Genomic DNA, 23,366 nt, shown 5'->3' on the forward strand with positions numbered 1-23,366 from the left:
CCGGTCGCGCCGCCCCCCCCGTTCACGGCGCGGCAAGGCCAAGGGCGGCCCGTGGGTTAGCCCCCGCCATGCGTCGGGCGTCGTTGCGTGGGATCCCCGCTTCCCGCACCAGGTTCTCGAGCGCCGTGGGGAGCGGGCAGGCCGAGCCCATCAGGCGCTGCCCATCGCTCGACCACGTGGCCAGGTTGTTATCGACGACAACCTCGAGGTCACCCAGCGTAAACCGCCCCGCGCCCTTCCCGGCGGCAGAGATGGCGTCGCTGACGAGGATCGCGCGCTCGACACCAACCGTCTTCAGGTAGTTGCGCAGCGCAAACCAGGGAACGTGGATCCCGTCGGCGATGAAGCAGGTCCACAGGCTTGGCGCCAGGCTTAGCACGCGCTGCACGATGTTGTCGTGGCGAGCCAGCGTCAGCGGGCAGCCGTTCCCCAGGTGGGTGAACATCGAGAGCCCTTGATCGATCGCCCCCCGCAACTGGTCGAGGGTGGCGTCGCTGTGCCCCGCGGAGACCACGATCTGCCGGTCCGCCAACCAACGCGTCGTCGCGTGCCCCGCGTCCCGCTCGGGGGCGAGGGTGACCAGCTTCACCAGGCCCCCCCCCGCCTCGATGAGCGGCTGCATAACGTCTGGAGAGGCGTCCCGCGTTTGGGCCGCGGGGTGGGTCCCGACGTAGCCGGGCTGCTGGCTGATACAGGGCCCCTCAACGTGGATCCCGTGGATCACACGCGCCGCGACCGGCGACGCCGCGACGGCGCCGGCGATCCGTGCGATCCGGCCGCGCATCCGCTCGGGGCTGGCCGTGATGACGGTCGCCAAGATCGAGGCGACGCCGTCGCGCTGCAACTCCAAGCAGGCGGCTGCGATGTCCTCAACGCCGATGCTATCGGAGTTGAAGTCGACGCCGGCGTAGCCGTTCACCTGGATATCGAACTGGTCAGGCATCGCGCCGAGTCCCTCAAGGTGTTGTGTGCGGGGCGGCGTGGCCGCCAGCAGTCCGCACGAGTCTCATAGCCCACTTTGCAGGTACAGACGCCAAGCCGTTCTGACCGCCAACCCGATCGACACAAGGGTCACCACCAGCGCAAACGGGATCGTCGCCAGACGGCCCCGGCCCGACAGCTTCGTTGCAAGCCACAGCAGCACAAACGCCAGCAGCGGCCCGCCGAGAACGGTGAGCGCCTGCGCCAGCACCACGAGCTGAACCACGCTGAACGTAGTGACGGTCGAGGCCATGGCGGCGGCCATCCCCGCGGCCAACGCCAGGCAGGTCAGCAGCTTGGGCGCCCTGCCGTCGAACGACGCGCCCCAACCCAGCGAGTCGGACAGCACGACCCCGCCGATCAGGGCGTTGCCAAGAAACGAGCTGAACGCGGCGCAGAAGATGCCCAGCGAGAAGAGCGCCGCGGCGTACTCGCCGAAGAGCGGCTCGAGCTGCCTGGCGACGTCGCCGGCCGACCGCAGCGCCTCGGGCGCCAGCTTGCCGTGCAGGGCCGCGGCGCTGGTCGCCATCACAACGGCCGTCGTAGCGCCCAACAGGGCGATGCCGCGCAGCGCGTCGCCGACGCCGGCCCGTGCGTCCTGGCTGGTCCACTTCTTCTCGCGGACCAGGTAGGGTTGAAAGAACGCCGCCGCCACCGAGAGGGTCGTCGCGATCAGCGCCTGCACCCCCCAGAACGGGTCGACCACCTCGCCGTCGGACAGGCGCGGCAGCAGCGACTCCCCCCTGCCCTGCGGGAGGCTGGGGATCAGCCCCCGGAGCATCCCTGCGATCGACGGTTGCGCGAGCACGAGATTGATGACGAAGCCGACGACCATCGTCAGGACCAGCGCCCCCATGAAGCGCTCAAGCCAGCGGTAGGTTTGCTTGAATCCGTACAAGGCGGCCACGATCAACAGGTTCATCGCCGCGAGGATCGCCACGGAAGCCACGCCCGACCCGCTGCCGCGCGCGGGCGCGTCTGCGACGGAGCCGGTCAGCCCCTCCAGCGAGGCCAGCACCGCGATGTTGTTCGACGCCTGAAAGCAGGCGACCACCAAGAACAGCGTCACCCCGACCAGCACAGAGGCCGGTCGGCCAAAACGACGCGCGACTTCTTCGCACGGCGTCGCCTGAACCGAGACGCCGACCAGGGTCCCCAGGGTCGACATCCCCATCATCAGCAGCGTCGCCGCGGCGATCACCCACAGGAATTGGTAGCCGTACTGGCACCCGACCTTCGAGCTCGACAGGACGCTCCCCGGGCCCAGCACGATGGAGACGATGATGATCGCGGGCCCGAACTTCAGCAGTGCGTTGGGGAGTCTCACGCGCGCGTCTCCCCGCTGGGCAAGGGCGCCACCGGCCGGCGTTGCTCGAAGCAGCTCATGGGTTCGTCCGAATGCTGGTGTAGATGGGGTTCTTCGGGGCCGGCGCCGCGGCCGGCCCCCGCGTTACTCCCCTTCTGCGGCCGACTGGGCCCGCTGGAGGATGGTCTCGATCTTCACCGGCGCTTGCAGACGCCGGCTCTCGTCGGCCGCCTCCATGAACGCAAGGATGCCGGTCGTCTCTTCTGGGCTCACCGGCGCCCGGCGAGTGACGAAGAACTCTGCGATCTGCTCCACCAGCGGATCGTACCCCGAGAACCCGGAGGAGTGGTTGATGCCGTTCTCGCCGTAGGCGGTAAACGCGTAGCCCGCGCGTCCCTGCTTCAGGCCCCGGTAGACGCCGACGCGGCCATCGCTCCAGGTTCCGACCGACACGTCATGGCCGCCGGCCGCGACGCGGGTCACTTCCAGGCACTCTGGGCCCAGCAGCGCGTAGAGCGACTCGACGCCGTGGATCCCGTACCAGAAGAGATCGGGGTGGTGCGGCTCGAGCGCCATGGGGGCGGCCACCTCTACCCCCACCAGCCGGCCCACGGCGTCGCTGTCTTGCAGGGACGCTACGTTCTGGCAGTAGCGCAGCGCGGACGAAGAGAAGATGGGGGTGTTCGTACGACCAGCGATCTCACGGATCGCCAGGAAGCCCGCCACGCTGTCGGACGCCGGCTTGTCGATAAACACCGGCTTCCCCACGGCGATGGTGCGGAACTGCGGCAGGTGGGTCCGCCCGTCGACGCTTTCTAGCAGGATTGCATCGACCGAGGCGGCGAGCTCCGAGAGGTCCTGGGTGATCTCTACCCCCATCCCGTGTAGCTGATCCACGTACCCGGCAACGCGGTCCCGGCTGCTCGGGATGTCGGGGCTCCCCCCCGGGAACGCGGCCGTCACTTCTACCCGTGCGCAGGCGCCCACCGCCGCGGGGTCGTTCATGATCTGGGCGAACGCGACCGCGTGCGACGTGTCGCAGCCGACAATGCCCACGCGCAGCACGTCCGGCTCGGGAGGCTCCCCGCTGCAGGCCGGCGCGGGAAGCAAGCCAAACGTGATGAGCAAGCAGGCTGCGAGTCGCCGGTCGAGTGCGGGGGGACGCATGGCGTCGCTCCTGGTTCTAAGAAAAGGTGGTCGATAGTGTTGGGCCGCGCCTCGACGGGCGTGGCCGGCGGCGTGTTGCGGCGTCAGGCGCTCGTCCATACATTAACCTGCGAACGCCGGGCACGCCGCCCGTCCAATCCCGGAACGCGCGATGATCGTCCATAAGCTCCCTACCGCACAAGCAGCCGGAACGGCGGCGGCCGGCCGTGCGGCCGACCTGCTGAGGGCCGCCCTGGCGTCGCCGGGGCACGCCAACCTGTTGGTCGCCACGGGGGCGTCGCAGCTCGGATTGTTGTCTGCACTCGCCGCCGAGCAGGGGATCGACTGGCGTCGCGTCGTCGGGTTTCACCTCGACGAGTATATCGGCATCGGCTTCACGCACAGCGCGTCGTTCCGCAACTACCTCTGGAGCCGCTTCCTCTCGAAGCTGCCCATGCCGATGGCGGCCTTCCACTACATTGAGCCGGAGCCCGACCCCCAGGCCGAGTGCCAACGCCTGGCAGGGGTCCTGGCCGCCCACCCGATCGACTTGGCGCTAATCGGGATCGGGGAGAACGGGCACCTAGCGTTCAACGACCCCCCGGCCGACTTCCAGACGCAGCGCCCCTACTTGTGCGTCGAGCTCGACGAGGCCTGCCGGCTGCAGCAGCACCGCGAGGGGTGGTTCGAGACGCTTGAAGAAGTGCCGACACGCGCGATCACGATGAGCGTGCGGCAGATCCTCGCGAGCCGGCGGCTCGTTTGCACGGCGCCCGACCAACGCAAGGCAGCGGCCGTGCGAGACGCGTTGACCGGACCGATCACGCCGGACGTCCCCGCATCGATCTTGCAGACCCGTGCCGACGCAGAGCTGTTCCTGGACGAAGGGAGCGCCTCGCTGCTGCCGGCCGACCCCCACGACCCCGGCCCTACCGATCCGGACGCCGGTGCGGCACTGCCTCGGCCGCCTATTCATCCAACCGACGAGTGACAGCAACGGGGCCGACTCACTCGGCTCGACGAGCGATTCCCGCCGCCGGCTTCCTACAAGGATTCAAGCATGCGTCCGACAGCCGACGCGACGCATCCAACGACGCCCGGGCGCAGGAAGAAGTGGAGAAGGATCGCAGCCGCCCTGGCGGTTGTGCTTGCCGTAGGCGCCTGGGGCGCGCGGACAGCGATCCTGCACCTCAGCGCCGCGCGCAGCGCCTATGCTCCGTTGGCGCCCGGCAACTACAAGGTCCCTGCCGAGCGCAGCCTGCCGTGGCGTGAGCAGTCGGAGTTGACCACGCAAATCCTTGAGGGCTGGGCCAGCCACCCGCTGGGCGACTGGAAGACCGAGGGCAAGATCGCCGCCCCCAGAGCGCTGTTGGCGCGCATGGCGACGCGCCGCGACCTCGACGCGGCCAATTCCTACTTGATGCAGCAAGAGCCGTGGGGCAACGCCGGCTCTACGTGGGGCCTTCACCCCGAGGGGGACTTCGACTTTACGATGGCCGCCCTCGTCCCCATCTTGTTCCTGTACGGCGATCAGCCAGCGGTGCTGTACCCGCAGGCGCGCGACCGGCTCCTCAACACCCTGCTGCCCCTAGAGGGGGGCGAGGCGTTGGAGAAGGTGCCCCGGACCCTTGGCTTGGTCCCCGACACCGAGAACCACCTGTTGATGACCGAAGGGTCGCGCTACTTGAAGAACCGCTGGCTGGCGCTCAACGGCAGCGATCTGGCCAAGCACGACAACCTCGCCAACGGCCTAGAGAAGTGGCTGCTGAAATTGATCAAAGGGATGCAGGCCGCCGGCCTCTACGAGTTTAATTCCATCCCCTACGAGGGCTACACGCTCATCGCCCTGCTCAACCTCGAGGCGTTTGGCTCGCAGGCGGTTCAGTCTGCCGCCCGCCAACTGCTCGATCAACTCAACTGGAACTACGCGATTGGCAGCCTCGGCCTCCGCAGGTTCCCGCCGTTCCGGCGGCAGTACGAACACGCGGACGACACCTCGCTGAACGGCGACCGGCACGTCGCCTTGATGGCGGCGTGGACGAGCCTCCTGCCCGACGGCCCGTCAGAAGCGAAGCTGCCCGGCAGCCGTCACATCGCCATCTGGGCGTGCTGGGCGCCCTACCGGCTGCCCGACAAGACGGCGCAATGGCTGCTCGGCACGCCCACCGACTACTTCGCCCGCATCGGCCACGGCCGCGACGGGTCGCCCGAGCTCTATTCCGGCGGCCCGGGTTACCTACTCAGCGCCGGCGGAGTAAACCGCGGAGAACGCTCGCTGCTGGTGGCGCGCCCCATCACGCTGCTGCTCGACGACGGCGCTACGGACCTCTCGCAACTGCTGCACCTGGCCGGCCCCGGCGGAGACTTCCGCCACTGGAACAACACCGGCGTGTGGAAGAACGTTGCGGTGGCAGCGGGTCCGGTTCATGTCCCGGACGGGTGGCAACCCGCCGCGACGACAGAGCTTTGGTCGGTCTTTCAATGCAGCCAAAGCCTCTGCGCAGCAGTCCACTCACGCCCCGACCTCGGCGTGGTCCACCTGATCGAGTCTTCCGACCCCGACGAGGTGCTGGCCTCTTTGACCGAGCACAACAGCGACGCAGAGCGATTGCGGCACTCCCTGCTGACCTCCGATGGCGCTGCCGTCTCGTACGACCCCCATGCCCCGCAAGACCTTTGGGTGATCACCCACATCGACAACCAACCCGTCGATCGTCGGTTCGACACCTGGCCGCGGCTCGACATGACGACCGATTGAACGCGGGGAGGCCGAACTGGGCCCGGGCAGGAGCGGGAGGCAGGCCAGCGCCGTGTTTTACCCCCGCCGGCGGCTAGCCCCCCCTGCGGAACGGGTTTTGCAAAATCCACGACACGCGCGGCGCCAGGCCGGGTTCGATATACTACCCAGAGCAGGTCTGCCGCTCCTTTTCCCACCGGGTGCACGCGATGCAACTGATTCTACCAGTGACCTTGTCCTCGCTGCTGCTGGCCGGCGTAGCGGGCGCCCAGGAACCGCTGTTCTCGGGCCCGCAGGTCGGCGAAACGTTGGCGCCGTTCGAGGCCCAGCAAGCGTTTGGCGCGGCAGAGAAGGTGGACGTGCTGGCAGGCACGGGGGAAGCGCCCCTGCTGGTGGTGTTCGTGCACCAAGTAACCCGGCCCTCCATCGGGCTGACGAGGCTGCTGATGGAGTACGCCGCGAGCAAGGCAGACGAGGGCCTTGAGACGCGGTTGGTCTTCCTGACGGACGACGTTACCGAAGCTACCGCGTTTCTCAGCCGGGCCCGGCACGCGCTCCCCAAGGGCGCCACGCCGCTGATCTCGACCGACGGCGTCGAGGGACCGGGCGCTTACGGGCTGAACCGCAAGATGACCCTCACCGTGCTGGTCGCCTCCGACGGCGTCGTGACCGCGAACTTCCCGCTGATCCAACCGAGCGTCCAGGCCGACGGGCCGAAGATCGGCCACGCGATCGTGCAGGCTCTAGGCGGCGGCGAGGCGCCGACGCTGGCGGACATGGGGTACAAAGAGCCACAAATGGCGATGGGCCGGGGGAGACAACAAGCCGAGCAGGACGCCCTGTACCGCCAGCTCATGGCGCCGGTGATCCAGAAGACGGCTACCCCGGAAGAAGTCGCGAAGGCCGCGGCCGCGGTGGAGGACCTCGCCGCGAAAGACCCCGGGTTCCGGCAACGCGTGTACAACGCATCGCGTCTGATCTCCCAGGGTCCGCGGCTCGATCAGTACGGCACCAAGGAGGCCCAGCAGTACCTCAAGAAGTGGGCCAAGGAGCTGGCGCCGAGCGATGCAGAGTCAGACGACGCAAGGCAAGACAACAAAGCAGAGCAAGAGAACGACGCGGCGCCCGACAGCGAAGCTGAGGGCGCCGGACCGCACCAGGACCAGGACGGGTAAACATGCGCACCACCCGCTGGCTGCTCGGCGTCTGCCTTGTCTGTGCGCCCGCAAGCGGCGCCCAGGGGATCGACTTCGACACCGACGTGGCGCCGCTGTTCTCCAAGGCCGGCTGCAACGCGGCGAGCTGCCACGGCAGCGCCGCGGGGCAGGCCGGGTTCCGGTTGTCGCTGTTCGGCGGGGACCCCGCGTTCGACTTCCGATCGATCGTCAGCGAGCTGGAAGGACGCCGCGTGAACCACGCAGCCCCGCTCCAGAGCCTGCTGCTCGCCAAACCAACCGGCGGGCTCGACCACGGCGGCGGCGAGGTGCTCGACCCCGACGGCCCGGCCGCGCGGGTGATCTCCCAGTGGATCGAAGCGGGCGCCCACAGGAAGGAGCTGCGTCGGCTCGAGCGGTTGATCGTCTCCCCCGCCTCGTTCTCGGTCGACTCGGCGCCGGCGTCGCTGCGGGTCCGCGTGACGGCCGTGTTCAGCGACGCTCAGCGACGCGACGTGTCCGACACCGCGGTCTACGAGAGCCACAACGACGCGGCGCTGGCGGTCGACGGGGCGGGGGGCGTGAGGGTCAACCTCGCCGGGCAGCACACCGCGGTCGTCCGGTTCGGCGGCCAGGCGGTTAGCTTTTCGGTTTCGTCGCCCCTGGGCGCCGAGCCGCCGGTCCTGCCCGCTTCGGCCAGCGCGAACTGGGTAGACGAAGAGGTCAACGCCAAGCTCCTCGCCCTGCGGTTGGCGCCGGCCGGGCCCTGCGGCGACCGCCAGTTCATCCGGCGTGTGACGCTCGATCTGGCCGGCCGCCTCCCCGAGCCGGCCGAGGTAGAGCGGTTTGTGGCCGACGCCTCCGCCACGAAACGCGCCGAACTGATCGACGCGCTGCTGGAGTCGGACGGGTTCACCGAGTACTGGACCCATCGGCTGGCGACCCAGCTCCGCGTGCAAAACCCGGGGGGCGACCCCGAGGCAGCCGAGGCGCTCTACCGTTGGCTGCGCGAGCAAGTGGCCGCCGACCAAGGGTGGGATGCGATCGCCCGGTCGCTCATCCTTTCCCAGGGAGACACCCACCAGAACGGCGCGGCGGTCGTTCACCGCTTCTTCCCCACCGCGCGCGAAGAGGCGGAGTACGTAAGCGAGACGCTGATGGGGGTCCGGCTCCGCTGCGCCAACTGCCACAACCACCCGCTCGACCGCTGGACCCAGGACGACTACCACGGGCTGGCCGCGGTGTTTGCCGGGGTCGACCGCGGCCGCGTCGTGCGGTTCACGGGGCGGGGCGAGATCACCCACCCGCGGACCGGCGGGCCCGCCGCGGCGCGGATCCCCGGCGACCGCTTCCTGGCCGGCGGCGCCGACGGGCGGCAGGAGTTCGCCGACTGGCTGACCTCGCCGGCGAACCCCTACTTTGCCGAGGCGATGGCCGGCCGGGTGTGGGAGGCGCTGATGGGACGCGGGCTAGTGAGCCCCGTCGACGACCTACGCGTCACCAACCCGCCGTCCCACCCGGAGCTGTTGCAGCGGCTCTCAACGCACTTCGCCGACGACGGCTACCGGCTCCGCCCCCTGGTGCGCCTGATCTGCAACTCGGCCGCGTACAACCGCGGCGACGCGCCGGCCTCCGACGCCGGCGCCGCGGACGATCGTTTCTACTCGCACGCCCTGGCCAAGCCGCTGTCGGCCGAAGTGCTGGCCGATGCGATCAGCGACGTCACCGGCGTGGCCGACGACTACGCCGGCGCGGCCCGAGCGATCAACGTCGTCGACCGCACCGTCTCGGCGCCCGCGCTAGAGGCCCTCGGCCAGTGCCTGCCGGGCGAGCCCTGCTCCTCGGCCGAGGGGGGAGAACGGGGGATCGCCGCCCAACTGCGGCTGATGAACGGCGACCTAATGAACGCCAAGATCGCCGCCCCCGCCGGCCGGCTGCACACGCTCATCGGCCGGGGGGACACGACCCCGCGGATCGTCGAGGCGTTCTACCTTCATGCATTGAGCCGTCCGCCGAACCCAGTAGAGCTGGCCGATTGGGCGGACCGGATCGACACGACCACGGACCCGCAAGAGCGGACCGGCCGCCTTGAAGACTTCCTCTGGGCCCTGCTGAACAGCCATGAGTTTTCTGCCAACCACTAGCCGTCCGGCCCCCCCGCACGCCCCTCTGGGGAGACGCGACTTCATGCAAGTCGGCGGGCTCTCTGCCCTCGGGCTGGGGCTGGGGAGCTACTGCGGCCGCGCCCAGGCAGCCGCTGCCTCCGCGCGGGCCAAGGCCTGTATCCTCATCTGGCTCGACGGCGGGCCGAGCCACCTCGAAACGCTCGACCCCAAGCCGCAGGCCACCCGAGAGGTGCGCGGCCCGTTCCAGGCGATCTCGACCTCGGTCCCCGGGATCCAACTCAGCGAGCTGATGCCGTTGACCGCCGCGTCGATGCAGCACACGGCGATCATCCGCTCGATGACCTCGCCGCTGGGCGAGCACAACTTCGGGACCCACTACTTGCTCACCGGCTACAAGCCGACCCCGGCGCTCAACTACCCCGCAATCGGCTCGGTGGTGTCGCACCTGCGGCGCGGGCCGGGAGAGCTCCCTTCGCACGTGGCGGTTCCCGACCTGCGGGTCGGCGGCGGAAAGTTCATCGCCCCCGGCTACCTGCCCGCCAGCGTGGCGCCGTTCGAGGTCGGGGGAGACCCGGCCAGCCCCGGCTTCCGCGTGCGGGACCTCGACCCGTTCCCCGGACTGGTGGACGAGCGGCTTGCGCGGCGCCGCGACTACCTGCAGATGCTCAACGGGGCGCAGCACGCCGCCGACCGCACGCCGCCGACGGACGCCGCTTTCGAGCAGGCCTTCCGCTTGATGACGTCGCCGGCGGCCAAGAAGGCGTTCGACCTGTCGGCCGAGAGCGCCAGCACGCACCGCCGGTACGGCGACAAGTCGATCGGCAAGTGCTGCCTGATGGCGCGTCGGCTGGTCGAGGCGGGCGTGCCGTTCGTCACGGTGAACAACCGCGGCTGGGACACCCACAACGACCTGGTGACGCGTCTCAAGGAGGGGTACACCGGCGCCAGAACCCCGGTCGGGCTGGTGCCGTCGCTCGACATGGCTTACTCCGCGCTCATCACCGACCTCGCCGACCGGCGCCTGCTGGACGACACGCTGGTGGTAGTGATGGGTGAGTTCGGACGCACCCCGAAGCTCAACACCCAGGCCGGGCGCGACCACTGGCCGCGCGTGTTTAGTGTGATGCTCGCGGGGGGGGGCGTCGCGGGGGGGCAGGTGATTGGTTCGAGCGACGACATGGGGGAGAGCCCCAGCACGCGGCCCGTCACCCCCGCCGACCTGGCGACGACCATCTACCGCCTGCTCGGCATCGACCCGGCGACGACCCTCTACACCGGCGACGGGCGCCCGGTGCGCGTCAGCGCCCAGGGCGAGACGATCAGCGAGCTGTTTGGATGAGCCGACTCTCGACCCCCCACGCCGCCAGGCTCGCCGGCGCCCTGTTGGGCGCCCTGGCGGTCGGAGCGGGCATCGGCCAGTCGCCCGCTGCGCGCGCCCAGCCGCCCATCACGGCGCTCGCGTTTGCGCCCGGCGGCGAGCTGGTGGTTGCCGGCTCCCAGGCCGGGATCCGCGTGGCGGCCTGGCCCACGCTCCAGACCGACAGCGAGCGGGGCGTCGGCGTCGATCAGCCGCACGACCTCCGGTTCTCACCCAACGGCCGGCGGTTGCTCGTCGTCGGGGGCGCCGCGGGGCAGTTCGGCCAGTGGGAGCTGGTGTCGTGGCCCGGCTTCGAGCCCATCGCCAGTGCGATTGCGCACGGCGACACCATCTATTCGGCGGCGTGGCTCTCGGACGACCGCTTCGTCACCGCCGCCGCGGACAACGACCTGATCGAGTGGCGCCAAACCGGCCGCGGCGTTCAACAAGTTGCCAAGTTACAGGGGCACTCCCGCCGTGTGCTGTGCGTCGAGTCCAGCGGTCTGAACCTGCTGGCGTCGGCCGGCGTCGATCAAGTCTTGCGGGTGTGGGAATCGGATGACGGGCGTGTGGCGGATCGCCCGCTCCGCAACCTCGACAACCACACCGGCGTCGTCTGCGACCTCGCCGCGCGGCCCGGCGACCACGGGGTCCCCTACCTCGCCTCGGCGAGCGTCGACAAGACCGTCCGGCTTTGGCAGCCCTCCATCGGCCGGCTGGTGCGCTTTGCGCGGCTGCCGGTCGAGCCCTGCTCGATCGCCTGGCGCCCCGACGGCGAGCGGCTGGCCGTGGGCTGCGCCGACGGGAAGCTGAGGATCATCAACCCCAACAGCGTCCAGGTCGAACAAACCCTCGACGCGCTCGACGGGTGGGCGTTCGAGGTCGCCGCGGCGGCCGACGGCAGCTTCGCCGTCGGCGGCACGGGGGGCGTCGTACGGCGGGTGGTCCCAGAGGACCGCCCCTGAGAGGCGCTCAGCCGCTGTCGTTGCGCCGCTGTCCTAAAACCGCGGGCGACCGCGTCGATCAGGCCCACGCGGGCTGGTATCATGGCGGGCTGCCCGACCCCCTCTTCTCGCAGCCGGCGGCACTCATGTTGTTCCGATCGTTTCAGGCAGTCGCCCTCACGCTCTTGCTCCTGCAGCACGCGGGGGCGTCAGAAGACTCGTACCGCATGCCCGACTACGGCGACCACGCGCCGCCGGCCGCTCGCCCCCCGGCGGACGTGCGTGCGCTATTGGCGGGCAGCGACGATGCGCCCCAGCGCGACGCGCCGCTCAAGCTGCTGCTGGTCGCGGGGGTCAAAGACCACGGTCCGGGAGAGCACGACTACCCCGCTTGGCAAAAGGTCTGGGCCCGGCTGCTTGCCAAAGCGCCCCGCACGGAGGTCTCGACCGCGTGGGAGTTCCCGCTCCCCGAAGAAGCCGACGCGGCGGACGTGATGGTGTTCTACCAGAAGGGGGACTGGAACGATCGCCGCGCCGCGCTGATCGACGCGTTCCTCGCCCGCGGCGGCGGGCTGGCGATCATCCACTACGCGGTGAACGGCAACCAAGCGGCCCCCGAGTTCGCCAAACGCATCGGCTTGGCTTCCGAGACCGGCAAGATCGGCTACCGGCACGGCCCGCTCGACATCGACTTCGGGCCCGGGGCCGGCCACCCCATCGCGCGCAATCTTAACCGCGTCGCTTGGCACGACGAAACCTACTGGCGGCTGAGCGGCGACCCGCGCAGCATCAATCTGCTCGGCACGAGCATCGAAGAGGGAGAGTCCACCCCGCAGTTCTGGACCACCCAGCAGGGTCCGGGCCGTGTGTTTGTGTCGGTGCCGGGCCACTACATGTGGACGTTCGACGACCCCGCGTTCCGGCTGCTGCTGATGCGCGGCATCGCCTGGGCGGGGGGGCGCAACGTCGACCGGTTCAACGACCTGGTCACGCTCGACGCGCGGATCGGCCAATAGCGCGCGACCGCGCCGGCCCTCGGCGTTACCCGCCCGCGGCCTTCGCGCGGTAGCCCATTGCTAGCAGGCAGTCGACCACCGCGTCGCGATGGTCCCCTTGGAGGACAAGCTCGCCGTCGCTGATCCCGCCGCCGGCGCCCAGGCTGGTGCGGAACCGGCTCAGCAGCCGCTTCAGTTCGGGCGGCTCGGCCCGCAGGCCGCTGACGATGGTCGCCCACTTTCCGCGGCGTCGCTCGCGGCGGACGCGGGGGCTCTGGTCCGCCGGCGCCGGAGACCCCTGGGGGGCAACCGTCTCGGGCGCGCAGCGGCACTCCCGCTGCTCGAGGCCGCAGCGATCGCACACCACGGGGCGCTCCAGGGGCGTGCCGTCGAAGAGTCCGGGCATGGCGTCGCTGTGTGGATGGGCGGCCCATCGGTTCGCCGCCCTTCGCCGCTGGGCTCGGGGGGCGTAGAATGGGGGCCCCGCCTCCGGCAGCCCCCGCTTGCTGGCCACCGAGAATAACCCCCTCGAACGCGCCCCGTGAAGCCCTCCCGCGTCGCCAACCCGCAACCCACGCCCGCCGCCCCCCAGGCCGTGGCCGACCCCCCCTACGCCTGGGTGATGCTGCCGCTGGCGGTCTTGATGCAAATCGGCACCAGCCCCGGGCAGACGTTCGGCGTGGCGTTGTTCAACGAGCCGATCCGCGAGTCGCTCGGGCTCAGCCACACGCAGCTCACCGGTTCGTACCTGGTCGCCAGCCTGTTGGCCTCCGTCCCGTTAATGTGGATCGGCCGGCGGATGGACCGGCACGGCATGCGGATGGCCTCACTGGCGTTGGTCGCCGCGGTCGGGCTTTCCTGCTTGGCGATCTCGCGGGTCCAGGGGGTGGTCGGGCTAACCGTTGGATTCTTCCTGCTGCGTGCGTTCGGCCAAGGGGGGCTGTCGCTCGCCGCCGGCAACACGCTGGGGATGTGGTTCCAGAAGCGGCTTGGCGTGGCGTCGGGGATCGCCGGCGTGGGGATGAGTGCGTCGATCGCGGTCGTGCCGATGGGCTACTACGCGCTCATCCAATGGCTTGGCTGGCGCGACGCCTACGCCGCGGTTGGCTTGATCCTGTTCGCTACCCTGCTGCCGCTGCTGGCGTGCTTCTACCGCAACAACGCGGCGGTCGCCGCCGAAGCCGAGTCCAACCAGGCCGCGTCCCCCCGGCCCGGCTCGCTCTCGTTCGCTCAAGCGGTCCGCACGCCGGCCTACTGGGTCGCGTCGATGTGTTCTGCGTTGGTGGGGATGATTTGCACCGCGGTGTTCTTCAACCTGGTGCCGCTGTTCCAGCACAACGGGTTCTCGCCGGCGCAGGCGGCCGGGGTCTTTCCCACGGTCGCCCTGGCGATGGCGGTGATGCAGCTCAACGGCGGCGTGCTTGCCGACCGGCTCCCGCTGCGGCTGCTGATGGCCGTGGCCGTGGCCACGCTCGGCGGCGGCGCGCTGGCGATCGGCGCCGCAAAGAGCGTCGCTGCCGCCCAGGTGGGCGCCGCGCTGCTGGGCGCCGGCCAGGGCCTGATGGCGGTGACCGGCAACACGCTGTGGCCGCGGTACTTCGGGCGCCGCGAGCTCGGCGCGATCCGCAGCAGCGTCTGGACCGCCACCGTGGCCGCGTGCAGCGCGGGCCCGTTCGTCATGGGCGCCACGTTCGACCTGACCGGCGGCTACGGCCCTTCGCTGTGGCTCTTCGCCGCGATGGCGGCGGTCGCCGCCGCGGCGTCGCTTGCTTGGGGCGGCCCGCCCCACGCGGCGCCGGCTCGCGTCACGCGTTGCAGCGACCCGGCGCTCGCCGTGAAGTAGCCGCCCCCGCTTTGTGCTGATCGATCCGGCTTCCTTGCCGATGCGGCTGGTCGCTCCTGCGGTCGCCGCAGCGCGTTTCAGATGGAATCGGGGCGGCTCCTGCCGAGCCCCCGGCGGAGGCCGGCCATTGACTATCGGCAGCCCTCCAGTACCGTCGGTGGTGCGAGCGGGCGTTGCGGGAGTCGCACCTACCAGGATCATGCCCGCCACGGGGCGGCTCGTCCGATGCTGCCGCGGGGTCGCCGCGGGTCTACCAATGCAAGAAGGGGCTCATGCCAGCCGTCGTTGTCCGAGAAGCGAGCGCTCGCCGCGATGTTGAGCGGTTCGTCCGATATCCATACGACCTGCACCGCGGCCAAGGCCGATGGGTCCCGCCGCTCCGCAGCGAGGTCAGGGACCTGTTAAGCCCCCGCCGGAACCCCTACTTCGATCACGCCGAAGCAGCGTTCTTCCTGGCGGAGCGAGACGGCCAATCGGTGGGGCGGGTGTCGGCGCAGGTGTGCCAGCTAGCGCAACGGCACCAGTGCCCAGACACGGGCCACTTTGGGCTCTTCGAGTGCGAGAACCACGAAGAGACGGCCCACGCCCTCGTTGCGGCGGCCGAGGGCTGGTTGACCCGCCGCGGGATGAAGCGTGTGCTCGGCCCCTTGAGCCTTTCCATCAACGACGAGGTGGGGGTGCTGGTCGATGGCTTCCACCGGCCGCCGTCGATCATGATGGGTCACCACCCCCCCTACTACGACTCGCTGCTGACGAGCGCGGGGTTCGAGAAAGAAATGGATGTCTACGCCTACTGGCTCGACATCAGCCGGCCGTACACCCGGGGCGTGCAGCGCGTCGTAGAGAGGGCCAAACGGGCCAACGACGTCCACGTGCGACCGATCGCCAAGCAGCGGTATCAGGAAGAGGTGCGACAAGCGCTCGCGCTCTTCCGCGAGGCGTGGAGCGAGAACTGGGGCTACGTTCCCCCGACCGAGGCCGAGGTCGCCCTGCTGACGCGGTCGCTGGCGCGCGTGCTGGCTCGGGGCGCCTTTATGCTCGCGACCATCGGCGACGAAGTCGTCGGCTTCATCGTCGCCTTGCCCGATATTAATGAGATAACAGCCGACCTCGACGGCCGGCTCTTTCCCACCGGCTGGTATCGATTGCTGTGGCGGCTCAAGACGGCGCGGTTCAAGTCCGCGCGTGTCCCACTGATGGGGATCAGCAAGCGCTATCAGACGACGCTCAAGGGGGCAGAGATCGCCCTGCTCCTGATCGACCGCTGCCGCGAGTCGTTATTGCCACGTGGGGTCCAGCACTGCGAGATGTCCTGGATCCTAGAGAACAACGGGCCGATGCGGTCTATCTTGGAAGCGTCCGGATCGAGCCGCGACAAGACCTACCGCGTCTACTCGAAGCCCCTGGCAGTCGCAGAGGTTGGCGCGAACGACCGGCAGCTCTAAAGGCCGCCGACGACGCCGTCGCCCATCACCGCACCCGGCTCGGCGCGTCCACCAATCGGTTGCCCGAGCGGTCGTAGACGGCGTACTCGAAGCCGGGCTGAAGCGAGTACCCGCCGACGCGGCCCTCTTTGTCGATCGCGATAAAGCCGACCTGCAGCGTCGCCCAGTCGGGGTTCTTGCTGACGACGCGCTCCGCAGCAAGCCGGCAGGCCTGCTGCGGGGTGTGCCCCTGCCGCATCAGCTCGACGACCAAGAAGCTGCCGACCGCGCGGATGACCGCTTCGCCGACGCCCGTGGCCGTGGCGGCGCCCACCTCGTCGTCGACGTAGAGCCCGGCGCCGATGATCGGCGAGTCGCCGACCCGTCCGTGCATCTTCCACGCCAGGCCGCTGGTGGTGCAGGCGCCCGCCAGGTCGCCGCTGTCGTCCATCGCGACGATCCCGATCGTGTCGTGGTTCTCGACATTGATCGCACGCTCGCGGACCGCATCTGGGGCGTTGGCCTTCCATTTCTGCCACTGGGCGCGTGCCGCTGGCGTGAGCAGCTCTCGCCGCGCAAAACCGTTGGCCACAGCAAACTCAAGGGCGCCTTCGCCGACGAGCATCACGTGCGGCGTCTTCTCCATCACCAGCCGAGCGACCGACACCGGGTTCTCGATCTGCGACAAGAACGCCACCGACCCGCAGTCGCCGCGGCTGTCCATGATGCAGGCGTCGAGCGTCACGTTCCCGTCGCGGTCGGGGAGCCCGCCGAGCCCCACGCTGTGGTTGTCGGGGTCCGACTCGCTGTCGCGGGCGCCCGCCTCGACCGCGTCGAGCGCGGCGCCCCCCGCGGAGAGGACCTCCCACGCCGCTTCGTTCGCGGGCATGCCGTGCCGCCACGTCGAAACAACCAGCGGCCTGCGTGGCGGCTCGGCGGGCGTCTCGCCCAATGCGCACCCCCCGCCGCTCCACGGCAGCGCGGCGAGGACGAGCAGCCGCGCCCAGCGCAGGCATGCCGGGGCGACTTGATACCAGTGACTTCGTCGTGGCGTGAGCAAAGAGATTCCCCGAAGGTGCAGAGCGGACGCCAACCCAGGGCTTCGCGTAGGGCCCGAGAACCTGCTGGGATTGGGCTGGCTGGTTCTTGCCGCACTATAACATCGCGAGCCACCCGACGTAGGCGGGCCCTGGTTTCCAACCGTCCAGGTTGGTCGGCCTGCGTAGCGGCCCGAGTAGCAGCATCGATCAAATAGGCTTGCCGTCTTGAGTCCGACGGCGCCGCCTCACCAAGCGTCGCACTGGTTGTCGTAGCAGCGGGAATCGACTTCCCGGCCTTTCCAGCAGAGGTAGGCGCGTCCGGCTGGAAAGACAAAGCCAACGCCAACTGGCCAATGGCGCGGCGTTTGCTTGCTGCTACGGGACACGGCGTGCGGACCCAGGGCAGCGACGCCCACGCACGCTTTTGTCACCCAGACTTTTTTGCAAGGAGTCTTCTCATGGCGGCTACCACCTACTACACCGACGAAGACATGACCGCTTGGGAGCGGGTCAAGAAGGCCTTCGCCAACGACTGGGAACAAACCAAGTCAGACTTCGGCGTCGACGGCGCCCGCGACATGAACCAGGACGTCGACGACACCCTCAAACAGGCAAGCGGCGCCGACGACGCTTTTGAGAACCGCGAGCAGGCCTTCCGGTTTGGCTACACCGCCAAGCGACGCTACGAGAGCGAGTCCCCGGAGTGGAACGACGACCTCGATCGCCGCCTGCAGAAAGAATACGACGGCGATTACCGCGCGGACCGGGACTACATCCGGCACGCGTATCAGTACGGAGGCTAGAGGCTGCGGAAACCGGTCGCGGGCGGCCGAACGGCTGCCCACATCCGGCGCCCAGCAGCCGTCTGCGTGACGCACGGCGACGCCGCTGCCCCCGCCGGGGCAGCGGCCGTCGCTTTGTGCGGCTCTGGGCTGGGGCGTGGGGGCTGACGCTCGAAAGGAAGACGCGCGGCACGCGGACTTGTCAAAAGCTAGACCTCGATTAATTTGGTCTACTAGCGTCAAGGACGCCGTTCCCCGTCTTGGGGCGCATCGTTGAGGCGATGTCCCCCGCACCCCTCTTGTCTGCGTACGCGATGCCCTCTCCTCTTCGAACTTCCCGACGGCAATCTCCTGCCGTTGACGTTTCGTGGTTTCTCGCCCTTACGATCTGCTGCGCCAACCAGGCCGGCGCGGCGCCCGCGGCCCCGCGGCCCAACGTGCTGCTGATTGTGGCGGACGACCTGGGGTATTCCGACCTGGGCTGCTACGGCGGCGAGATCGACACCCCGCACATCGATCGGCTAGCGGCCCAGGGGCTGCGGTTCACGGACTACTACGTCAACCCGATGTGCGTCGTCACCCGCACCAGCCTGATGACGGGGCACACGCACGCCCAGTCGGACGGCTACCGTCACTCCCTGCCCATCGCCCGCGTGATGCGCGACGCGGGCTACCAGACTTCGCTGACGGGCAAGTGGCACCAACCGGGCAACCCGCTGGACGCCGGCTTTGACGCCTTCTACGGCTTCCTCGACGGGCAGATCAATTCTTGGACAGGCGCCGAAGCGGGCGCCCCACAGATCCAAACCGGCCGCGGCGCGCCCGAGCCCACACCGGCCGGATGGTACTCGACCGACGCGTTCACCGACCACGCAATCCAGCAGATCGACGCGGCGCTCGGCCAGGGGCGACCGTTCTTCTCGTACGTGGCCTACAACGCGCCCCACAGCCCGCTGCACGCCCCCCGCGCGAACGTAGAAAAGTACCCGCAGCGCTACCGCGCCGGCTGGGAGACGCTCCGGGAAGCCAGGTTCCAGCGGCAGCGGGCGATGGGGCTCGTCGACGATCGCTACCGGCTGACCGAGCCCGAGGCCGAGGTGCGGCGTTGGGACGAGATGCCACCAGATGACCAGCACACCGAGGCCCGCCGGATGGCCGCGTACGCCGGCATGGTCGACCGGTTGGACGAGAACATCGGCCGGTTGCTCGCCCACCTCGCCGAGCGCGGCGTGCACGACAACACGCTGGTCGTGTTCATGTCTGACAACGGCGGCGACTACGGCAACGGCGACATCCACACCTACCACCAGCAGGTCCCGTGGGACAAAGACTCGCTGCCATTCAGCGCCACCGGCTGGGCGATGCTCAAGAACACGCCGTTCCGCTGGTACAAGTCGTCCGCCAGCAACGGCGGCGTCCGCGTGCCGCTGGTCGTCCGCTGGCCGGACGGGATCTCACTCCCCCCTGGATCGTTCGTGCGTCAGCGGCTGCACGTGACCGACCTCTACCCAACGTTCTTGGAGCTAGCCGGCGCTCAGTACCCCGCCAGCGACGCGGGCCGGAAGCTCAAACCGCTGTACGGCGGCTCCGCCGTGCGGCTGTTTAGCGACCCGGGGCTGGGCGAGAGGGCGATCCACGACGAGGTGTTCTGGTCGTTCCTCACTACCACCGGACAGCGGGGCCTGATGTCGGGCGGGTGGAAGATCGTGAGCCTCAACGACAGCCCCTGGATGCTCTTCAATGTCGCAGAGGACCCGGCCGAGTCGCACGACCTGGCCGCCGAGCAGCCGCAGCGCCTCGCGGCCCTGAGCCGGCGTTGGGCGCGGTTCGCCGCGGAAGAAACCAACCTCAAGCCGCGCGACCGCGGGCCGCTGCGGACCGAGCGCCAGGGCTGGGGGATGCACCGCGCGCGGATGGTGCTGCCGCAGCTCGTCGACCTCTCGCCCAGGGAGGCCGCGATGGACGTCCCGCTCGATACCGGGCTCGCGCTGGAGTTCTCCGGACCGGTCGAGTTCTCGGGCGCCGACGCCGAATCGCTGCGGCTGTACGCAGTAGACGACCCCGAGAACGCCGTCTGGAAGTCGACGTCAGCGCCCGAATCGTTGTCGCAGGACAAGCAGCGGATCGAGTTCAACAACCTGCCCAAGCTCAAGCCCGCCACCACGTACTTCTTGCTCTCCGACCCGGGCTGGATCAAGGTGGGCGGCCAGCCGAGCGGCCCGCTGAACGACGGCGCCTACTGGTGGCGGTTCCGCACCGCCCAGAGCGCTGTGGAAGCCGCAGGGCGCTAGTCGCAAGTGAAACCCTCAGCGGCTACAGTGGGGGGGTGAGCCGGGCCGCAGGATGCCTTGGCGTGCTGCCTCTTCCAACCAAACTTACCGGGGCTCGGATCGTCGCCCCGCGGCAACCACGCCGCTACCGACAGGAAATCGGGATGGCCCTAAGTCGTACTGGCGTGCTGATCGTCGCGGTCGCGTTGTCGCTCTCGGCGCCGGGGCAAGACAACCCGGGCGTGCGGGCCGTTAGCTTCGAACGCGACGTGCTCCCCCTGCTCGAGGCCCGTTGCAACAAGTGTCACCACGCCGAGCAGCAACGGGGCGGATTAGACCTGACCCGCCGGGAGACGATCCTCCGCGGCGGCGACTCGCTCGGCGCCGCGGTCGTGCCGGGGCGCCCAGACCGCAGCCCGTTGATCGGCGTGCTCACCGGCGCGCTCGAACCGAGCATGCCGGAAGACGACGACCCGCTGGCTGCCGCAGAGGTCGACCTGCTCCGGCAGTGGGTTGCCGAAGGCGCGACCGACGACTCTACGCGGTTCCCGCCCGACGACGTCGCCTTCTTTGAACGCGAGATCCGCCCGGTTCTGGTCGAGCGATGCTTCAAGTGCCACGCCGGCGAAGACCCGGAGCACGGGCTGAACCTGGCCTCGCGGCACGGCGTGCTCGCCGGCGGGGCGCGTGGCCCGGCAGCGGCCCCCGGAGATCCTGAGGCGAGCCTGCTGATGGAGGCCATCCGCCACACGGGCGAGCTCCAGATGCCGCGCGGCGGCGACCCCCTCAGCGCCGCCCAGATCGCGGCGTTCGGAACGTGGATCGACCGGGGACTGCCGTGGCCGTCGGACGAACGGGTGCTCGCACGGGAGCGGCGTTTCTCCATCAGCCAGGCGGACCGCGAGCACTGGGCCTTCCGCCCGCTGCCGCCCGCCCTGCCCGCGGGCTGGAGCGTCGACCGGTCGCTCCGGGCGCATCACGACCGGCTGGGGATCGCGCCGGCGTCCGCGGCCGATCGCCGCCGGCTGCTCCGGCGTGTGACGTACGACCTGATCGGCTACCCGCCAACGCCGGAGGAGATCGAAGCGTTTGTCGACGACCGCGGGCCCGACGCCTACCAACGGGTGGTCGACCGCTTGCTCGCATCGCCGCACTACGGGTGGTGGTGGGGCCGGCACTGGCTCGACTACACACGCAGCGGCGCCAACGGTCAGAGCAACCGCGGCCCGGCGTTCGACGCCGCCCGTTACGAGGCCTGGGTGACCCGCTGCTTCAACGAAGATCGACCGTGGAACTGGTTCGCCCGCGCGCACGTAGCGGGCGACCTGATGCCCGGCTACGACGGGGCCGACTACTCCATCGAGCAGGCCCTGGCGGCCGCGGCGCCCCTCAACGGGCCGCGCACCTTCGAGGAGGCCAGCACCGAGACGTTCGTGCTGATGGACAAGCTGGACGAAGAGGTCGAGTTCCTCGGTCGCTCGTTGATGGGGATCAGCCTGGAGTGCGCCCGTTGCCACGACCACAAGTTCGATCCGGTTTCGCAACGCGACTACTACGCGTTGCTGGGCTTCTTCCAGAGCAGTTGGTACGAGCCGGTCCCGGTCCACACCTCGACACGACGCGACGCGGCCGCCGCGGTGGCGACGCGCCGAGAGCTGCTGGCCGAGAGGGCGAGGCTCAACGGTTACCTGCGCACCGCGGCGCAGAAGATCAGCATCGCGGGCGGGGGGCAGATCAAGAAGTGGCAGCGATCGCGCATCGCGGTGCTTGCGCCGGTGGACCGTCGGCTGATCGAGATCGAGCAGCAGGTCTTGCGGGCCGAGCAGCAGGCGGCCGAGGCCACGGGAGACGCGAAGCTGGCGGCCGACTACGCCCTCGCGATCCGGGACAACCAGACGCGCCTAGCCCGGTACGCCCCTCCCGACTTCCCCGCGGGAGGGGGCGCGATCCTGGGCAAGTACGCCCACGTGATCGGCGGCCACAAGCAGACCCGCGGGCTCCTGCCCCGCGCCCTAGCCGTCGGCCTAGACGACGCGGCCGGCGAGCTAGAAGAGCAGGACCGGTACTGGAAGCAGGAGCGGGCCCGCTGGAGCGAGCGTGGCCGCTTCGGCGGTCACCGACGGACCGACCCCGAGGTCGCCGAGCTGGCTGCGGCCTACGACCGTGTGGAAGCGATCGAGGACGAGCTGGCCAACGATCCGAGCCGCCCCTGGCTGCCGCCTAAACCGTCGCACCTCATCGTGTGCTGCGAAGGCGGCCTGCGACGCGCCGAGGAGCTGCCCCCGCTCGACAAGAAGGCCAAGGCGGCGGGGCTCCGCTTCAATTCAAACAGCCCCGATCGCGTGTGGCTCCACCCCTACTTCATGGGCGACTCCCGCCTGCTGCTGCGCGGCGACGTGCTCTACCCCGACACGGTCGTGCCGCGCGGAACGCCCGAGTTTCTCGGGAGCATGCGCGCCCTCCCGGAAGGGAGCGGTCGGCTGCAGCTGGCCGAGTGGCTCACCGAGCCCGGCTCCCAGCAGGCCGCCCTGGTCGCTCGCACCGCGGCGAACCGCGCCTGGCAGAACCTCTTCGGCGAGGCGCTGTGCCGGACGCCGAAGGACCTGGGACGCCTGGGCGACGCCCCCGAGATGCCCGAGCTGGTCGACGGCCTGGCGAAGCGCTTCGCCCAGCGGGGCTGGTCCGTGAAGTCGCTGGTCCGTGAGATCGTCACGAGCGCCGCCTACCAGCGCTCTTCGGTCGCCGACGACCAGGCGGTCTCCCGCGACCCGGAGAACCGCTTCTTCGCCAGAGGGCCCGTGCGGCGTCTGCAGTACGAGGCGATCGCCAACACGATGGCGTGGCACAAGACGGGCAGTCGGCCGGCGACCCCCGCGCTCCGCGACGCCGCGCTGCCGGCCGCGGCGGAATACTTCGTGCAGTTCGACGGCCCCTCGACGTACGAGCTGATCGACCGGCGCAACGCCTCGATCGCGGCGACGCAGGCACTGTTCCTGATGAACCAACAGGCCGCGGTGCGGGGCGTCGCCAAGAGCCTCGTAGCGCGCCTGGGGCTCGGCGAGTCTGACGATCTGGACAGCGTGCTGGCCGCGCTCTACACCCAGTGCTATCAGCGGCTCCCGACAGAGGCCGAGCGTGCGTCTGCCCGCGGCTTCGTCCAGCGGCGCCGCGAGCAGGTTGGCGCGGCCAGGGTGCGCGAAGAGGTCCAGGAGTACGCCGGGCTGCTGCTGTGTTCCAATGAGGCCTTCTTTGTGGAGTAGC

The 23,366-nt window shown here is 69.7% G+C and carries 17 protein-coding genes; 12 read left to right on the plus strand and 5 right to left on the minus strand.

Annotated elements, in window-relative coordinates; translation table 11 throughout:
* Nucleotides 1-22: 22 nt before the first annotated feature.
* From Pla175_RS15205 to Pla175_RS15215, 3 genes are all read right to left on the minus strand, one after another.
* Entirely contained in the window at nt 23-943 is a 921-nt protein-coding gene (locus Pla175_RS15205; protein ID WP_145286711.1) for an N-acetylglucosamine-6-phosphate deacetylase, read from the minus strand.
* A gap of 63 nt (nt 944-1,006) precedes the next feature.
* Nucleotides 1,007-2,308, minus strand: a complete 1,302-nt coding sequence (locus Pla175_RS15210) for an NRAMP family divalent metal transporter (RefSeq protein WP_197526874.1) — start codon at nt 2,306-2,308, stop codon at nt 1,007-1,009.
* Nucleotides 2,309-2,431: 123 nt separating this feature from the next.
* The gene (locus Pla175_RS15215) at nt 2,432-3,454 is read right to left on the minus strand and encodes a Gfo/Idh/MocA family protein (protein ID WP_145286719.1); all 1,023 of its coding nucleotides are present in this window, start codon (nt 3,452-3,454) and stop codon (nt 2,432-2,434) included.
* 151 nt (nt 3,455-3,605) lie between these two features.
* On the opposite strand from Pla175_RS15215, the gene Pla175_RS15220 reads away from it, so the two are divergent.
* From Pla175_RS15220 to Pla175_RS15250, 7 genes are all read left to right on the plus strand, one after another.
* Nucleotides 3,606-4,424 carry a glucosamine-6-phosphate deaminase gene (locus Pla175_RS15220; protein ID WP_145286722.1) on the plus strand — a complete coding sequence of 273 codons (819 nt, stop codon included), beginning with the start codon at nt 3,606-3,608 and terminating at the stop codon, nt 4,422-4,424.
* A gap of 69 nt (nt 4,425-4,493) precedes the next feature.
* Nucleotides 4,494-6,191, plus strand: coding sequence for a hypothetical protein (locus Pla175_RS15225; protein ID WP_145286726.1), 1,698 nt, complete (start codon nt 4,494-4,496; stop codon nt 6,189-6,191).
* Nucleotides 6,192-6,379: 188 nt separating this feature from the next.
* On the plus strand, nt 6,380-7,345 hold the full coding sequence (locus tag Pla175_RS15230; RefSeq protein ID WP_145286731.1) for a hypothetical protein: 966 nt from the start codon (nt 6,380-6,382) through the stop codon (nt 7,343-7,345).
* Nucleotides 7,346-7,347: 2 nt separating this feature from the next.
* Nucleotides 7,348-9,468, plus strand: coding sequence for a DUF1549 domain-containing protein (locus Pla175_RS15235; protein ID WP_145286735.1), 2,121 nt, complete (start codon nt 7,348-7,350; stop codon nt 9,466-9,468).
* Entirely contained in the window at nt 9,446-10,789 is a 1,344-nt protein-coding gene (locus tag Pla175_RS15240; RefSeq protein WP_145286739.1) for a DUF1501 domain-containing protein, read from the plus strand. The genes Pla175_RS15235 and Pla175_RS15240 overlap by 23 nt, the downstream gene beginning before the upstream one ends.
* Nucleotides 10,786-11,772, plus strand: a complete 987-nt coding sequence (locus tag Pla175_RS15245) for a WD40 repeat domain-containing protein (protein WP_145286742.1) — start codon at nt 10,786-10,788, stop codon at nt 11,770-11,772. Before Pla175_RS15240 ends, Pla175_RS15245 begins: the two co-directional genes overlap by 4 nt.
* Nucleotides 11,773-11,897: 125 nt before the next feature.
* A complete protein-coding gene (locus Pla175_RS15250; protein ID WP_145286745.1) occupies nt 11,898-12,767 on the plus strand; it encodes a ThuA domain-containing protein in 870 nt (289 codons plus the stop codon).
* A 25-nt stretch (nt 12,768-12,792) separates the two neighbouring features.
* Here the strand turns inward: Pla175_RS15250 and Pla175_RS15255 are convergent, their stop codons facing one another.
* Nucleotides 12,793-13,152, minus strand: coding sequence for a translation initiation factor (locus tag Pla175_RS15255; protein ID WP_145286749.1), 360 nt, complete (start codon nt 13,150-13,152; stop codon nt 12,793-12,795).
* A 135-nt stretch (nt 13,153-13,287) separates the two neighbouring features.
* Between Pla175_RS15255 and Pla175_RS15260 the strand changes: the two genes are divergently transcribed.
* Nucleotides 13,288-14,589 carry an MFS transporter gene (locus Pla175_RS15260; RefSeq protein ID WP_145286752.1) on the plus strand — a complete coding sequence of 434 codons (1,302 nt, stop codon included), beginning with the start codon at nt 13,288-13,290 and terminating at the stop codon, nt 14,587-14,589.
* 272 nt (nt 14,590-14,861) lie between these two features.
* Nucleotides 14,862-16,034 carry a dATP pyrophosphohydrolase gene (locus tag Pla175_RS15265; RefSeq protein ID WP_145286756.1) on the plus strand — a complete coding sequence of 391 codons (1,173 nt, stop codon included), beginning with the start codon at nt 14,862-14,864 and terminating at the stop codon, nt 16,032-16,034.
* Nucleotides 16,035-16,059: 25 nt separating this feature from the next.
* Here Pla175_RS15265 and Pla175_RS15270 read toward each other — a convergent pair whose 3' ends face one another.
* Nucleotides 16,060-17,073, minus strand: coding sequence for a N(4)-(beta-N-acetylglucosaminyl)-L-asparaginase (locus Pla175_RS15270; RefSeq protein ID WP_197526875.1), 1,014 nt, complete (start codon nt 17,071-17,073; stop codon nt 16,060-16,062).
* Between the two features lie 438 nt (nt 17,074-17,511).
* Here Pla175_RS15270 and Pla175_RS15275 point away from each other — a divergent pair, with 438 nt between their 5' ends.
* From Pla175_RS15275 to Pla175_RS15285, 3 genes are all read left to right on the plus strand, one after another.
* Nucleotides 17,512-17,856, plus strand: coding sequence for a hypothetical protein (locus Pla175_RS15275; protein WP_145286759.1), 345 nt, complete (start codon nt 17,512-17,514; stop codon nt 17,854-17,856).
* A 293-nt stretch (nt 17,857-18,149) separates the two neighbouring features.
* On the plus strand, nt 18,150-20,126 hold the full coding sequence (locus tag Pla175_RS15280; protein WP_145286761.1) for a sulfatase-like hydrolase/transferase: 1,977 nt from the start codon (nt 18,150-18,152) through the stop codon (nt 20,124-20,126).
* Nucleotides 20,127-20,269: 143 nt separating this feature from the next.
* On the plus strand, nt 20,270-23,365 hold the full coding sequence (locus tag Pla175_RS15285) for a PSD1 and planctomycete cytochrome C domain-containing protein (RefSeq protein WP_145286763.1): 3,096 nt from the start codon (nt 20,270-20,272) through the stop codon (nt 23,363-23,365).
* Nucleotide 23,366: the final 1 nt, after the last annotated feature.

The sequence above is a fragment of the Pirellulimonas nuda genome, from assembly GCF_007750855.1.
GTDB lineage: Bacteria > Planctomycetota > Planctomycetia > Pirellulales > Lacipirellulaceae > Pirellulimonas > Pirellulimonas nuda.

Bases quoted from the DNA above. Each gene is read 5' to 3' on its own strand.
- Pla175_RS15245 (WP_145286742.1), top strand. From the start codon at position 10,786: ATGAGCCGACTCTCGACCCCCCACGCCGCCAGGCTCGCCGGCGCCCTG.
- Pla175_RS15275 (WP_145286759.1), top strand. From the start codon at position 17,512: ATGGCGGCTACCACCTACTACACCGACGAAGACATGACCGCTTGGGAG.
- Pla175_RS15205 (WP_145286711.1), bottom strand. From the start codon at position 943: ATGCCTGACCAGTTCGATATCCAGGTGAACGGCTACGCCGGCGTCGAC.
- Pla175_RS15215 (WP_145286719.1), bottom strand. From the start codon at position 3,454: ATGCGTCCCCCCGCACTCGACCGGCGACTCGCAGCCTGCTTGCTCATC.
- Pla175_RS15230 (WP_145286731.1), top strand. From the start codon at position 6,380: ATGCAACTGATTCTACCAGTGACCTTGTCCTCGCTGCTGCTGGCCGGC.
- Pla175_RS15250 (WP_145286745.1), top strand. From the start codon at position 11,898: ATGTTGTTCCGATCGTTTCAGGCAGTCGCCCTCACGCTCTTGCTCCTG.
- Pla175_RS15220 (WP_145286722.1), top strand. From the start codon at position 3,606: ATGATCGTCCATAAGCTCCCTACCGCACAAGCAGCCGGAACGGCGGCG.
- Pla175_RS15280 (WP_145286761.1), top strand. From the start codon at position 18,150: ATGCCCTCTCCTCTTCGAACTTCCCGACGGCAATCTCCTGCCGTTGAC.
- Pla175_RS15225 (WP_145286726.1), top strand. From the start codon at position 4,494: ATGCGTCCGACAGCCGACGCGACGCATCCAACGACGCCCGGGCGCAGG.
- Pla175_RS15285 (WP_145286763.1), top strand. From the start codon at position 20,270: ATGGCCCTAAGTCGTACTGGCGTGCTGATCGTCGCGGTCGCGTTGTCG.
- Pla175_RS15235 (WP_145286735.1), top strand. From the start codon at position 7,348: ATGCGCACCACCCGCTGGCTGCTCGGCGTCTGCCTTGTCTGTGCGCCC.
- Pla175_RS15240 (WP_145286739.1), top strand. From the start codon at position 9,446: ATGAGTTTTCTGCCAACCACTAGCCGTCCGGCCCCCCCGCACGCCCCT.
- Pla175_RS15265 (WP_145286756.1), top strand. From the start codon at position 14,862: ATGCCAGCCGTCGTTGTCCGAGAAGCGAGCGCTCGCCGCGATGTTGAG.
- Pla175_RS15255 (WP_145286749.1), bottom strand. From the start codon at position 13,152: ATGCCCGGACTCTTCGACGGCACGCCCCTGGAGCGCCCCGTGGTGTGC.